Consider the following 13,396-nt stretch of genomic DNA (forward strand, 5'->3'; position numbering starts at 1 on the left):
TTTAACACATCTTCTCAATTTCTCTATTAAAATTCTAGCGTTGCTTTTGCTTGCTCAATAATGTCGTTTTTATTTGGTAACCAAACATTTTCTGCTTGTGTGAATGGGTAAATCGTATCTGGTGCAGCTACGCGACCAATTGGTGCTTCTAATGATAAGATGGCACGTTGTGATAATTCTGATACCACGTTCGCTCCAACACCTGCTTGTTTTTGAGCTTCTTGAACAACAACCACACGACCTGTTTTTTCAGTTGATGCAACTAAAGTATCAATATCTAATGGTTGTACTGTACGTAAGTCAATTACTTCAACTGAGTGACCTTCTTTTTCAAGTTCTTCAGCTGCTTTTAATGATTCTTGTACCATCGCACCGTAAGCGATAATTGTTAAATCAGTACCTTCACGTTTAACGTTAGCTTTACCGATTTCAATAGTATATTCTTCTTCTGGTACTTCTTCACGGAATGAACGATATAATTTCATATGTTCAAGGTAAACAACTGGATCATTGCTGCGGATACTTTCGATTAATAATCCTTTTGCATCGTATGGGCCTGATGGGATAACAACTTTCAAACCAGGAGATTGTGCTAAGACACCTTCTAAGTTATCAGCATGCAATTCTGGTGTGTGTACGCCCCCACCAAATGGTGTACGAATTGTAATTGGTGCAGCTTTAGAGTTACCTGTACGGAAACGATGACGTGCAATTTGTCCTGCAACAGAGTCGAATACTTCAAATACGAAACCTAAGAATTGGATTTCCATAATAGGACGGTATCCTTGTGTTGTAAGACCTAAAGCTAAACCACCGATTCCTGATTCAGCTAAAGGTGTATCGAATACACGGTCTTCACCGAATTCTTTTTGTAAACCCTCTGTTACACGGAATACACCGCCGTTTACACCAACGTCTTCACCAAATAACAAAGTGTTTTCGTCATTTTTAAGTTCAGTTGCTAGCGCATTATTAATCGCTTGAACCATTGTCATTTGTGCCATGGCTTACTTCGACTCCTTCTCTTTGTAGATTTCGTATTGTTCTTTAAGGTTGTAAGGCATATCTTCATACATGATTTCCATTAATGAAGTTACAGTTTGTTTTTCTGTTTTATCTGCTTCTTTAATAGCAGCTTTAATTTCATTTTTAGCTTGTTCGATGACTTCATTTTCTTTGTCTTCTGACCATAAGCCTTTATTTTCTAAGAATTTTCTGAAGCGAACAAGCGGATCTTTTTTCTCCCACTCTGAATCTTCATCAGAAGTTCTATATTTCGTTGGGTCATCCCCAGCCATTGTATGTGGGCCATAACGGTAAGTCATTGTTTCAATTAATGTTGGACCTTCACCATTAATTGCGCGTTCACGTGCTTCTTTAGTTGCTTGGTATACTGCCAAAGCATCCATACCATCAACTTGAATACCAGGGATACCTACTGCAATTGCTTTTTGAGCTAATGATTTAGCTGCAGTTTGTTTATCACGTGGTGTTGAAATCGCGTAGTTGTTATTTTGAATAACAAAAATCGCAGGTACTTTGTATGCTGAAGCAAAGTTAATACCTTCATAGAAGTCACCTTGTGAAGAACCACCGTCACCAGTATAAGTGATAGCTACGGCTTTTTTACCTCGTTTTTTAAGACCTAGTGCCACACCTGCAGTTTGGATGTATTGTGCACCAATAATGATTTGTGGGCTTAACGCATTCACTCCTTCAGGCATTTGGTTACCTACAAAGTGTCCACGTGAGAATAAAAATGCTTTAGTCAATGGTAAGCCGTGCCAAATTAATTGTGGTACATCACGGTAACCAGGAAGAATAAAGTCTTCTTGTTCTAAAGCGTATTGTGAAGCTAATTGTGAAGCTTCTTGACCAGCAGTCGGCGCGTAGAAACCAAGGCGACCTTGTCTGTTCAATGAAATTGAACGTTGGTCTAAAATACGTGTCCATACCATTCTTCTCATTAATTCAACTAACTGTTCATCCGATAAATCCGGAAGTAAATCTTCGTTCGTTACATTTCCATCTGCATCTAAGATTTGAACCATCTCAAATTTCGACTCAGTATCTTTCAATACTTGTTCTGCATCGAATTGGGCTTTTAACTTAGCAGCCATGCAATTCACCATACCTTTCCCGTTTATAAATATAATTCAACTTACTTTAGTGTAACACAAAACATAAAAACTGTTAAATAGTTTTATGCAACTTCTGTAACACCTGATATAACAACAGTATAGCCAACTGTTATACTATTGAACTCGAACTGTTATATTCTAATTGTTAGCGATTTCATCGACATCTTGCTTCTCTGTTTGAACTTTTCGAATTGCTTTTGTATAGTTATCAACCTTTTTCTTCATTTCTTTTTGTGCTTTATTTAAAGCTTCGGAACGTTTATCCACTTCTTGTTGTGTGCCAGAAGAATTTTTGAAATAACCAAATAAGTCTTTCTCTTTATTAATAATATTTTGATAGCCTTTCACAAAATCTTTATGCTTTTTATATTTTTCTTCTAATGCTTGGTTTAACTGGTCGTATTCTTTTTTGTCATCTTTATCTTCAATTTTGTTAGATTCTTTTTTGATATTTTGAAAATCTTTCTCTGATTGCGCCATTGCTTTAGACTCTTTATCAAGTTGTTTTTCTCTTTGTGCTGCATTATCTAAGAAAGCTTTAACCTTATCTTGGACTTTGCTAATATCTTTTCCACTTACTTCTTTAGAAATTTTTTCTTTCTCTTTTTCGAGTTTATTCATTTCTTTATTAATGTTTTGAATTGGCGCTTCTGCTTTTTGCATTTTTTCAAGTCCATTATTGTAATTCTCAAAATACTCTTTGTCGTTGTTACAACCTGCTAGCAATATCGTTGCAGCCATTGCTACACCCATTGTTTTTTTGAATTTCATAATTTATGGTCCTCCTTATATTGTCAATGGCTATATTAATGAAATTTCCTTCATAATTCAAATGATGCTTTGTTTTCTGCGTCAATTCATAACTTTACTTTACTAAAGCTTATCATTGTAACAATTTTGAATTGCTGATTCATATCTCACTCATTTGTCATTATACCAAAACACATCGCATACAACTCAATGTTATGCATTAATATGTTAAACTTGGCGTAAACTTTTAAAGGATGTCTATTTAAATTAAAATAATATGGTACCCGTAAAATACGTCTTAAACCATACTTAAAAGTGGCACTTTTTCATTTTTAGAGATGTTAGCATGGTATAGAATAAAATCACAACTTCCTTTTTAATTTTGTCAAATAATTATTGAGTAATTAAGAGTAAACGACTATCACTTTTAAGTCATTTTTTGATATATTAATAAGTAAGGAAGGTGTCAAATATGTTAACAATGAAAGATATTATTAGAGATGGACATCCAACACTTCGCCAAAGATCAAAGGAAGTGGAGTTCCCATTAACTGACGAAGAACGTCAAACTTTATTAGATATGCAAACTTTTTTAAGAAATAGTCAAGATCCAGAAATTGCTGAAAAATATCAATTACGTAGTGGTGTAGGTCTCGCTGCACCTCAAATCAATGTACCTAAACGTATGTTTGCCATTTATTTACCAGATGATGGAAATGGCAATTCATATGATATGGGTATCGTCAATCCTAAAATCGTAAGCCATAGCGTACAAGATGGTTATTTACCTACAGGTGAAGGATGTCTAAGCGTTGACGAAGACGTGCCCGGTTTAGTTCACCGTCATTATCGAATCAAATTAAAAGGTTATGATATCGATGGTAATGAAATCAGTTTGAGACTTAAAGGTTATCCCGCCATTGTCGTGCAGCATGAGCTTGATCATTTAGATGGCGTTTTATTTTATGATCGCATTGATCACGATAATCCACTTAAGCCAAAAGATGGTGCAGTCGAAGTTTAAATATTGTCAAATTGATATTCAGTAAATTTTAATTATAAATAGCAAAGCCCCAAACCTCTGATGAATTTAAGTGAGATTTGGGGTTTCGTTAAATGAGCTATCGCCTGAGACGTAGATAGGTTAAATATGTAGTGATATACATCATTGCCTTATTTAGACTGTTTGTTAACCCTTCCTACATTGAGACTATAAAAACACATCTCTTCTTTGCTTATGTCTAATTCCTTCATCATCCAACGCCTCTTTAAGTAATTCAAAAGTTTCCATGTCTAAAAACTCTGGATCATGATGATGTCTAATAAAGTAGTGGTTATCTTGTGTTGCTTGCTCTTCTTCATATTCAAAAAACATTGTGACTTGTTCATTTCTGACTTCGAACTGAATCTCAATTAATTTTTTGTCCTCTCGATTACGTTCCTCTTTAACTTCTGTTAATAACTGCGCTACACTTTTCATCTTCATCACCTTTTTTCGGGACATTTTAAAGAGATATACTATTTATCTCATTTAGGTACTATTTTAGTTTATCACATTCCGCTTTATTTATTCGATGACTTCATGTAAAATAAAAGCAACTGGGCTGTATTTGAAATACAATACACCTCATCAAGAACGGAAATCAAAATTAGCGATGTACATGCGAGATTAAAGTGAATGAAATGATGAATTGAATGTTATTGAACACATTGTTTAATCATGATTCGGTTCATGTTTTTTATTTTAAAATTCAATTTTTAACCCTGTGGCATGTAAATCGATTTATTATAAAGAGATATCCAATTTAGGAGGAACGAATTAATGTCAATTTTTAAAGTATTTTATCAACATAATCGTGATGAAGTGATTGTACGTGAAAATACACAAACGATTTATGTTGAAGCACAAACAGAAGAACAAGTTCGTCGTTACTTAAAAGAACGCAACTACAATATTGAATTCATAACTAAATTAGAGGGCGCACATTTAGAGTATGAAAAACAATCCGATCATTTTAACGTGGAGAAAGCACAATAATGAAACAACTTCAAAAAAATGAAGTGGGCGTCTATGCGTTAGGCGGCTTAGGTGAAGTCGGTAAAAATACTTATGCCGTTGAATACAGAGACGAAATCGTAATCATTGATGCAGGTATCAAATTCCCTGACGATAGTTTACTTGGTATCGATTATGTTATACCAGATTATACGTATCTTGAGCAGAATCAAGATAAAATCGTGGGATTAGTAATCACACATGGTCACGAAGACCATATCGGTGGTGTGCCCTACCTGCTTAAAAAGATTAACGTACCAATTTATAGCGGACCGCTTGCATTAGGTCTTATTCGTAATAAATTAGAAGAACATCATTTGTTACGTCAAGCTAATTTAAACGAAATCACAGAAGATACAGTGATTGAATCTAAATATTTCAAAATTAGTTTCTACCTTACAACACACAGTATTCCAGAAACTTATGGTGTCGTTGTTGATACACCTGAAGGTAAAGTTGTACACACAGGCGACTTTAAATTTGATTTTACGCCTGTAGGTGCCCCTGCCAATATTGGTAGAATGGCAAAACTGGGTGATGAAGGGGTCCTTTGTTTACTTTCTGACTCCACGAACTCCCTTGTTCCCGACTTCACTTTAAGTGAACGTGAAGTCGGTCAAAATGTTGATAAAATTTTCCGTAATTGTACTGGACGTATCATCTTTGCAACATTTGCATCTAATATTTACCGTGTCCAACAAGCGGTTGAAGCTGCTGTAAAGTACAATCGAAAAATCGTGACATTTGGTCGATCAATGGAAAACAATATTAAGATCGGTACCGAACTCGGTTATGTTAAAGCACCACCTGAAACTTTTGTAGAACCAAGTAAAATTAATAGTATTCCAAAACACGAATTACTTATTTTGTGTACGGGTTCTCAAGGTGAGCCTATGGCCGCTTTATCTCGAATCGCTAATGGTACGCATAAACAAATTAAAATTATTCCTGAAGATACAGTTGTTTTCAGTTCTTCACCAATTCCAGGTAATACAAAAAGTATTAATCGCACGATCAATGCACTTTATCAAGCGGGCGCAGAAGTGATTCATAGTAAAATATCAAATATTCACACTTCTGGACACGGGTCTCAAGGTGATCAACAATTAATGTTACGCCTTATTCGACCTAAGTTCTTCTTACCTATTCATGGTGAATATCGTATGCTAATGGCACATGGTCAAACAGGTATTGATTGTGGTGTCAAAGAAGAAAATGTTTTTATTCATGATATAGGTGATGTGCTTGCGCTTACACGTGATAGTGCACGTAAAGCAGGTCGTATCCCATCAGGCACAGTCCTTGTCGATGGTAGCGGTATTGGTGACATCGGCAATGTTGTTATTAGAGACCGTAAACTCTTGTCTGAAGAAGGACTAGTTATTGTCGTTGTGAGTATTGATTTTAATACGAACAAACTTTTATCAGGCCCTGATATTATTTCACGCGGTTTCGTATATATGCGTGAGTCAGGCCAATTAATCTATGATGCACAGAAAAAAATCAAACAAGATGTGATTAATAAATTGAATAACAATGAAAATATTCAATGGCACCAAGTTAAATCTTCTATTATTGAAACATTGCAACCTTATTTATATGAAAAAACAGCAAGAAAACCAATGATTTTACCAGTCATCATGAAAGTAAATGATAAAACAAAATAATTAAAGTCATAATATAAATATGATAAAACAGAGGGGCATGCGAAAAATCAAATTCGTAAGCTCCTCTGTTATTTAATGCTACAACAATTTTAATGCGCGTTTAAACTCAAAAAGGACGAAGTTGACATTCATGTTCCAACTTCGTCCTTTTATTTTAAGACTAATGTGCCATTTTTTTCTCAAATCGCGTTAAGTCATTATCATGGCCAATAATGATTAAAATATCATCAAATTCTAATGCAATGTCTGGATCTGGTGCTACAATAATCTCTTTTCCACGCTTTATCGCTATAATATTGATACCAAATTTAGCACGCACGTCGAGCTCAATTAATGTTTGGCCCACCATTGTTTCACTTACCTTAATTTCAACAATAGAGTGCTCATCTGACAGTTCTAAGTAGTCTAACACTGTCGCACTTGCAACATTGTGTGCAATACGACGCCCCATATCTCTTTCAGGGTGTACGACTGTATCGGCACCTATTTTATTCAAAATTTTAGCATGATAATCATTTTGTGCCTTTGCTGTTACTTTTTTGACACCTAACTCTTTTAATATAAGTGTTGTCAGTGTACTTGCTTGAATGTTTTCACCGATTGCGACAATGACATGGTCAAAATTACGAATCCCTAAACTTTTCATTACCGCCTCATCCGTCGTATCTGCCACGACAGCATGTGTTGCAATATCACTATATTCATCTACACGGTTTTCGTCTTTATCTATCGCCATAACATCCATGTCTAACGCATTTAATTCTCTAACAATACTGCCACCAAAACGCCCTAGTCCAATGACTACATATTCTTTATCCATTACAGGCCTCCTGAAGTTGATTTTACGCTAAAATATGTGCGGAATGCATACGTGGGAAAAGGAGTGAAACAAAATCTAAAACATCTTTTAGACTTTCATTTCACTCCTATTAAAAATATTTTCAATAGCCCTTTGGTACTCGCGACAATGCCCAAAACAACATTTTCTTCAAAGAGCCACTTTAATGACTTACATGCATCAATCATACTTTATTGTCTCATAGTATACGCACATCAATTAATGATAACCTTATATTACTACAAATTCATGTGTTATGCATGAATGAACTGATTAAAATCAACAATCACATGTTTTTATTTTGAATGCCTTAATAGCCTTTTTTATTACCTCTCACATAGTCTTTATCAAAAACAAATAACTTCAAAATAAAGTAAAGTGAAGGAATTAAAAGCAACAGACCGCATATAAAAGCGATAGTCAATACAAGTGCCATACTATCATTCGTTACCGCATCATCTATATGAATATAAGGGTAAAGAATATACGGCAATTTGCTGAGACCGTAACCGAAAAATGCTGTTCCCATTTGTAGCATTACAAATAAGAATGCAATACCGTGCGCCTTTTTGAAGTATGTGAGCACCCCAGCAATTAAAAATGATACGAAACTGATTATGAATAACCAGCCGTAATCAAAAACCGCTGCATTAAAGTGTGCTTTATTTTGCATTCTTAACGATAAAAATACAAATAACGACATCAAAATCATAGGAGCCCCCCACATGAGAAACCACTTACGTAACAGTGCATAGGCTTTCCAATCTTGAGCACGACGCGCATAGAATGTTAAAAATCCTGATGATATATATAGCACTGAAACGATAGCTAATAAAACAACCGCCCAACCGTATGGACTTAACAACAACTCTGTCCAGTTGAGATCGATACTTCCTGAAGCTGTCTTCTTAAGGAATCCACCTTCTGAAATTGTTAATGCTGTCGATAGTGCTGCAGGGATTAATAATCCTGAAACACCATATATCATTAACCAAGACAACTTACTATCTTGACCGTAGTTTTCAAATGCATAAAACGCGCCTCTTGCAGCTAGTAGAATCAATGCAATGGAACCCGGTATAAGTAAAACCGTGCCATAATAGTAAGCTGTATCTGGAAAGAAACCAACAATGCCGACAAAGAAAAAGACAAAGAATACATTAGTAACTTCCCATACTGGGTTAAGATAGCGTTGTATCAGACGATTAATATAATGAGATTGTCCAAAAAGTTTCGCATGAAGTGAAAAGAAACCAGCACCGAAATCGATAGATGCCACAATGATATAGCCGAATAAAAACAACCACAAAACAGTGATACCAATGATTTCATAACTCATCAAAAATCACCTCTACTTCTTGCGATACGTTCAACATCTTCGTATGCCGCTTTATTTTTAAACATTCTTACTAATACGTATGTTGCAGAGAACAAGAGCACGAAATAGAGTATTGCAAAAAGCATAGTCACAAAAACAAGACCATTTGCATCTGTTGCAGCATCTTGAACTTTTAAGAATCCTCTGACTATCCAAGGTTGTCGACCGAGTTCTGTTAAAAACCAGCCGAATTCAATCGCTAACATGGCTGCAGGCCCTGTCAATAAAGTCGCATACAGAATCACCTTATGATGTGGATTTAATTTTTTCACCCACATCGCAATGACGTATGCGAATGAAACAACGAAACAAAAAATACCAAACGTCACCATAAGATCAAAGAAGTAATGCACAATCAAAGGTGGTAACTCATCTTTTGGAAAATCGTTTAATCCTTTCACTTTCGTATCAAAGTGACTATCGGATAGAAAACTTAAGGCGCCAGGAATATGGATTGCACCTTTTACTTCCTGAGTAGACTCATCTAACACACCAAATAAAACTAAATCCGCATTGGATTCGGTATCAAAGTGCCATTCATATGCAGCAAGTTTTTCTGGTTGTTCATGGTGTAAAAACTTAGCTGATAAATCGCCTGCTAACATGGATAGCATCGTAAAAAGCAAACCTGCGATCATCGTCATTTTGAGTGCTGCTTGATGATATTGGCGATCTTTTTCTACTTTATTTTTAAGTAATTTAAATGCTGCAATACTTGCTAAAATAAAGGCCATTGTCATTACCGCAGTTGTAACAACATGGAATGAACGAACAAAGAAAGAAGCATTAAACATTGCTTCTATTGGATCAACATTGACCATTCTTCCATCTTTAAATACCATTCCTGCTGGTGTATTCATAAAAGAGTTCACTGACGTAATAAATAAAGCTGAAAACATACCACCAATAATAACCGGGATACTAATTAAAAAATGTATCCATTGATTTTTAAAACGATTCCAAGTATATAAATAAATACTTAGAAAAATGGCTTCAAAGAAAAAGGCAAAAGTTTCCATAAATAAAGGTAATGCGATGACATGCCCACCAATTCGCATAAATGTAGGCCATAGTAATGATAACTGTAAACCAATAATTGTACCTGTTACTACACCAACGGCCACAGTAATTGTGTAACCTTTCGACCACCGTTGGGCTAATGCTATATGTTGATCACTTTTCTTTTTAATACCGATAAATTCAGCAATTGCAAAGAAAAGTGGCATACCGACGCCTATTGTTGCAAAAATAATGTGGACTGCAAGTGTCATTCCTGTCAAAAACCGGCTAATATCCACTGCATCCATTTTGAGTCCCTCCTTAGTTTTAAAAGTAAAGTGATTTTTATTATAAGCCCATCTTTCATTGTTTTAATATCTTTTTGTTCATCTAATACGTGACAATTTATTGACAAGACTTAAATTTGTCATTTTTAATCAAACTATAAATTTGCTTTTTGACCATTTTTAACTTATGATGAAGAACATATTGAAAAGAAAGTTGGCTCAATCATGGCTGAAGTAATTATCTATACACAAAATGACTGTCCACCTTGTGCATTTGTTAAAAATTATCTCAACGAAAATCACGTTAATTTTGAAGAGCGCAACATTGCACATGCACAATATCGAAATGAAATGATCGACTGGGACGCATTTTCTACACCCTTTATTTTGATTGATCAGGTCCCTATGTTCCAAGTCGATTTAGATCGATTAAATCAAAAATTGGGGATTCCTACTTCATAATAGTGGGAATCATCTCGTATGTAACATACGCCATATTGTAAAGCGTTATCGTTAATTTGTGTAAAACAAAACAGGAGTCTGCACTTTGAGGTGCAAGCTCCTGTTTTGTTTTACAGTAAAGTGAACTAAGCCTGACTTGTTTTTGATTTGACTAAATCTACAACTTCATCAACAGTAGCACAATTAATTGCGCGGTCTGCTAATTGTGTCATCTCGGTTTGACTTAAATTTTTAATTTGTCGGCGTGCTTTTAAAATGGATGTCGCGCTCATTGAAAATTCATCGAGCCCTAAACCAATTAATAGTGGTATAGCTGTTTCATCTCCAGCCATCTCACCACACATACCTGTCCATTTACCTTCTTTATGAGATGCTTCAATCACTTGCTTAACTAAGCGTAAGATTGATGGGTTATAAGGTTGGTAAAGATATGATACGCGTTCTGACATACGGTCAGCTGCCATCGTATATTGAATTAAGTCATTTGTTCCAATACTAAAGAAGTCAACTTCTTTAGCAAAAACATCAGCTAAAGCTGCTGTAGATGGAATTTCCACCATAATACCTAATTCAATATCATCGCTAACTTCAACGCCCTCTTGTTTTAAGTTTTCTTTTTCTTCAAGAAGAAGCGCTTTTGCATCACGGAATTCTTTTATAGTAGCAACCATTGGGAACATAATGTTCAATTTCCCGTAAGTTGAAGCGCGTAATAACGCTCTTAACTGCGGACGGAAAATTTCAGGTTGATCTAAACATAGACGAATTGCACGATAACCAAGGAATGGATTCATTTCCTTAGGCAAGTTAAGATATGGCAATTCTTTATCTCCACCGATATCTAACGTACGGACAACCACACGTTTACCATTCATTTCTTGTAAAACTTTTTTATAAGCTTCAAATTGCTCATCTTCTGAAGGCATCGTATCGCGACCCATATATAAAAATTCTGTACGATATAAGCCGATACCTTCTGCACCATTATCTTTTACACCTGGCAAATCATTAGGTGTTCCAATGTTTGCGGCAAGTTCGACATGTTGACCATCTTTTGTTTTTGATGGTTCATCACGTAATTGTTTAAGTGCTTCACGATCAGCAAAGAATGATTCACGCTTGTGTTGATACGCTTTTAATTCATCTTCCGTAGGATCAATGATGACATCTCCAGTTAAACCATCAATAATCACCATATCACCTTGTTCTACAGATTCAGTAATTGATTTTGTCCCTACAACAGCTGGAATCTCTAATGAACGACTCATAATCGCTGAGTGTGAAGTACGGCCACCAATATTTGTAACGAATCCTTGAACATATTGTTTATTTAATTGTGCTGTATCTGATGGTGTCAAGTCATGGCCCACAATGACGACGCTTTCATCAATAATACTTGGATTAGGTAATTCAACACCAAGTAGATGTGCTAAAACACGTTTGGACACATCACGTATATCTGCAGCACGTTCTTTCATGTATTCATTATCCATTGATTCAAAAATTGTAATAAAGTTTTGTGACACTTCAGTTAACGCATGTGGTGCGCTTGCTTTGTCATTCTTTATTTTTTCTTCAATAGGATTAATCAATTCTGGATCATCGAGCACTAATAAATGCGCATCAAAAATGGCCGCTTTGTCAGCACCCAATTGTTCTTCCGCATTGTTGCGAATTTTTGTTAACTCTATTTTAGAATTTTTCAACGCAACGTTGAATTTGTGGATTTCTTGTTCAGGCTGATCTGTTGTCTCTTGACTAAAACTCAAATCAGGTTCAACGAGCAAATACGCTTTGGCAATAGCAACACCGTCTGAAGCTGCAATTCCCTTAATTATATTTGACATTATTTTGTTAACCCTTCTTTTGATAAGACTTCAGTAATCGCGCTGATTGCTTCTTTTTCATCACTACCATCAGCATAAATAGTAATTTCTGCGTCTTTTCCAACACCTAAGCTCATAACACCCATGATTGATTTTAAGTTGACTTTTTTAGCGTTGTACTCTAATTGAATATCTGAGTCAAATTTAGAAGCTGTTTGAACAAGCATTGTTGCAGGACGTGCATGAATACCTGTTTCGTCAATAATTACATATGATTGTTGTTCCATCTTACATCTTACTCCTTCAATTTCTAGATTTACTAGCTTAAATTATTACTAACTTTGCTACATAGCTTAACATTACCAAATTCTATATTTAAATTCAATTCGAAAATGCTTTCATCCCTTGTTTTTCACAGGATTGGTTCAAAAAAACGTCACTGAATTTTATAATTTATAACAATGCCTTAACAACGTTTTCACATTTTTGAATGTGATCTTTCCCTACTTTATTCATAAAGTAATAACTAATTGATGCCGATACCGCTTGTCCTACAAGAGGAAACCAACGTATTTGTTTAGCTGCTGCACGTTTTGCGACATCTCTCACAACTACTTTTAAAATACCGCTTGATACTTTCTTTCCTATGAATTGACTGCCTTGAATGCCTGCAGCCATCAAGACACGATTTTTCATATCGTCGCTCATTTTATTCACTTGTTTGTGATCTAAACCATAAATTTTATTGACATCTTCTATAATGTCACGCATTAATTTCATATCGACCCCAAAATCGAATCCAGGTATTGGAACGATGGTTGCACTCGATGAAAGAAAAGCTTTTTTCTTCACAAGGTTTTCAGCACGTTGACGTCTTTCATTTATTTCTGAAGTGGTAACCGGTAATGCATTTTTTCGTTTTATGTTTTCAATATTTAATACTTTATTTCCTAATGTTTCGCTAATTTTATTGGAAATACCCATTTCAACTC

The 13,396-nt window shown here is 35.2% G+C and carries 14 protein-coding genes; 4 read left to right on the plus strand and 10 right to left on the minus strand.

Annotated elements, in window-relative coordinates:
* Window positions 1-26 precede the first annotated feature (26 nt).
* The 3 genes from C1H58_RS06235 to C1H58_RS06245 form a co-directional block, all read right to left on the minus strand.
* Window positions 27-1,004 (minus strand): alpha-ketoacid dehydrogenase subunit beta, encoded by a 978-nt coding sequence (locus C1H58_RS06235; RefSeq protein ID WP_165545672.1) that lies wholly within the window; start codon window positions 1,002-1,004, stop codon window positions 27-29.
* Between the two features lie 3 nt (window positions 1,005-1,007).
* Window positions 1,008-2,120: a pyruvate dehydrogenase (acetyl-transferring) E1 component subunit alpha gene (gene pdhA / locus C1H58_RS06240; RefSeq protein ID WP_050331357.1), complete on the minus strand. Its 1,113-nt coding sequence runs from the start codon at window positions 2,118-2,120 to the stop codon at window positions 1,008-1,010.
* 159 nt (window positions 2,121-2,279) lie between these two features.
* The gene (locus tag C1H58_RS06245; protein ID WP_165545673.1) at window positions 2,280-2,912 is read right to left on the minus strand and encodes a YkyA family protein; all 633 of its coding nucleotides are present in this window, start codon (window positions 2,910-2,912) and stop codon (window positions 2,280-2,282) included.
* A gap of 451 nt (window positions 2,913-3,363) precedes the next feature.
* On the opposite strand from C1H58_RS06245, the gene def reads away from it, so the two are divergent.
* Window positions 3,364-3,915 carry a peptide deformylase gene (gene def / locus C1H58_RS06250; protein ID WP_050345814.1) on the plus strand — a complete coding sequence of 184 codons (552 nt, stop codon included), beginning with the start codon at window positions 3,364-3,366 and terminating at the stop codon, window positions 3,913-3,915.
* A 186-nt stretch (window positions 3,916-4,101) separates the two neighbouring features.
* Here def and C1H58_RS06255 read toward each other — a convergent pair whose 3' ends face one another.
* The gene (locus C1H58_RS06255) at window positions 4,102-4,371 is read right to left on the minus strand and encodes a hypothetical protein (protein ID WP_050331359.1); all 270 of its coding nucleotides are present in this window, start codon (window positions 4,369-4,371) and stop codon (window positions 4,102-4,104) included.
* 342 nt (window positions 4,372-4,713) lie between these two features.
* Between C1H58_RS06255 and C1H58_RS06260 the strand changes: the two genes are divergently transcribed.
* Window positions 4,714-4,929, plus strand: coding sequence for a DNA-dependent RNA polymerase subunit epsilon (locus tag C1H58_RS06260; protein ID WP_016424756.1), 216 nt, complete (start codon window positions 4,714-4,716; stop codon window positions 4,927-4,929).
* Complete coding sequence (gene rnjA / locus C1H58_RS06265) at window positions 4,929-6,614, plus strand: ribonuclease J1 (protein ID WP_050331360.1); 1,686 nt, start codon at window positions 4,929-4,931, stop codon at window positions 6,612-6,614. The genes C1H58_RS06260 and rnjA overlap by 1 nt, the downstream gene beginning before the upstream one ends.
* A gap of 160 nt (window positions 6,615-6,774) precedes the next feature.
* Here rnjA and C1H58_RS06270 read toward each other — a convergent pair whose 3' ends face one another.
* From C1H58_RS06270 to C1H58_RS06280, 3 genes are all read right to left on the minus strand, one after another.
* Window positions 6,775-7,434 (minus strand): potassium channel family protein, encoded by a 660-nt coding sequence (locus C1H58_RS06270; RefSeq protein ID WP_165545674.1) that lies wholly within the window; start codon window positions 7,432-7,434, stop codon window positions 6,775-6,777.
* A gap of 328 nt (window positions 7,435-7,762) precedes the next feature.
* The gene (locus C1H58_RS06275) at window positions 7,763-8,791 is read right to left on the minus strand and encodes a cytochrome d ubiquinol oxidase subunit II (RefSeq protein WP_165545675.1); all 1,029 of its coding nucleotides are present in this window, start codon (window positions 8,789-8,791) and stop codon (window positions 7,763-7,765) included.
* Window positions 8,791-10,137 carry a cytochrome ubiquinol oxidase subunit I gene (locus tag C1H58_RS06280; RefSeq protein ID WP_060830098.1) on the minus strand — a complete coding sequence of 449 codons (1,347 nt, stop codon included), beginning with the start codon at window positions 10,135-10,137 and terminating at the stop codon, window positions 8,791-8,793. Before C1H58_RS06280 ends, C1H58_RS06275 begins: the two co-directional genes overlap by 1 nt.
* 204 nt (window positions 10,138-10,341) lie before the next feature.
* On the opposite strand from C1H58_RS06280, the gene C1H58_RS06285 reads away from it, so the two are divergent.
* Entirely contained in the window at window positions 10,342-10,578 is a 237-nt protein-coding gene (locus tag C1H58_RS06285; RefSeq protein WP_060830099.1) for a glutaredoxin family protein, read from the plus strand.
* Window positions 10,579-10,703: 125 nt separating this feature from the next.
* Here the strand turns inward: C1H58_RS06285 and ptsP are convergent, their stop codons facing one another.
* From ptsP to C1H58_RS06300, 3 genes are all read right to left on the minus strand, one after another.
* Entirely contained in the window at window positions 10,704-12,425 is a 1,722-nt protein-coding gene (gene ptsP / locus C1H58_RS06290) for a phosphoenolpyruvate--protein phosphotransferase (RefSeq protein ID WP_165545676.1), read from the minus strand.
* Window positions 12,425-12,691 carry a phosphocarrier protein HPr gene (locus tag C1H58_RS06295; protein WP_016424749.1) on the minus strand — a complete coding sequence of 89 codons (267 nt, stop codon included), beginning with the start codon at window positions 12,689-12,691 and terminating at the stop codon, window positions 12,425-12,427. Before C1H58_RS06295 ends, ptsP begins: the two co-directional genes overlap by 1 nt.
* Before the next feature lie 166 nt (window positions 12,692-12,857).
* Complete coding sequence (locus C1H58_RS06300; RefSeq protein ID WP_165545677.1) at window positions 12,858-13,388, minus strand: DUF697 domain-containing protein; 531 nt, start codon at window positions 13,386-13,388, stop codon at window positions 12,858-12,860.
* Between the last annotated feature and the right edge of the window lie 8 nt (window positions 13,389-13,396).

Origin of the sequence: Staphylococcus sp. 191 (assembly GCF_011174885.1) — a bacterium.
GTDB classification, from domain to species: domain Bacteria; phylum Bacillota; class Bacilli; order Staphylococcales; family Staphylococcaceae; genus Staphylococcus; species Staphylococcus coagulans.

Bases quoted from the DNA above. Each gene is read 5' to 3' on its own strand.
- C1H58_RS06235 (WP_165545672.1), bottom strand. From the start codon at position 1,004: ATGGCACAAATGACAATGGTTCAAGCGATTAATAATGCGCTAGCAACT.
- pdhA (WP_050331357.1), bottom strand. From the start codon at position 2,120: ATGGCTGCTAAGTTAAAAGCCCAATTCGATGCAGAACAAGTATTGAAA.
- C1H58_RS06245 (WP_165545673.1), bottom strand. From the start codon at position 2,912: ATGAAATTCAAAAAAACAATGGGTGTAGCAATGGCTGCAACGATATTG.
- def (WP_050345814.1), top strand. From the start codon at position 3,364: ATGTTAACAATGAAAGATATTATTAGAGATGGACATCCAACACTTCGC.
- C1H58_RS06255 (WP_050331359.1), bottom strand. From the start codon at position 4,371: ATGAAAAGTGTAGCGCAGTTATTAACAGAAGTTAAAGAGGAACGTAAT.
- C1H58_RS06260 (WP_016424756.1), top strand. From the start codon at position 4,714: ATGTCAATTTTTAAAGTATTTTATCAACATAATCGTGATGAAGTGATT.
- rnjA (WP_050331360.1), top strand. From the start codon at position 4,929: ATGAAACAACTTCAAAAAAATGAAGTGGGCGTCTATGCGTTAGGCGGC.
- C1H58_RS06270 (WP_165545674.1), bottom strand. From the start codon at position 7,434: ATGGATAAAGAATATGTAGTCATTGGACTAGGGCGTTTTGGTGGCAGT.
- C1H58_RS06275 (WP_165545675.1), bottom strand. From the start codon at position 8,791: ATGAGTTATGAAATCATTGGTATCACTGTTTTGTGGTTGTTTTTATTC.
- C1H58_RS06280 (WP_060830098.1), bottom strand. From the start codon at position 10,137: ATGGATGCAGTGGATATTAGCCGGTTTTTGACAGGAATGACACTTGCA.
- C1H58_RS06285 (WP_060830099.1), top strand. From the start codon at position 10,342: ATGGCTGAAGTAATTATCTATACACAAAATGACTGTCCACCTTGTGCA.
- ptsP (WP_165545676.1), bottom strand. From the start codon at position 12,425: ATGTCAAATATAATTAAGGGAATTGCAGCTTCAGACGGTGTTGCTATT.
- C1H58_RS06295 (WP_016424749.1), bottom strand. From the start codon at position 12,691: ATGGAACAACAATCATATGTAATTATTGACGAAACAGGTATTCATGCA.
- C1H58_RS06300 (WP_165545677.1), bottom strand. From the start codon at position 13,388: ATGGGTATTTCCAATAAAATTAGCGAAACATTAGGAAATAAAGTATTA.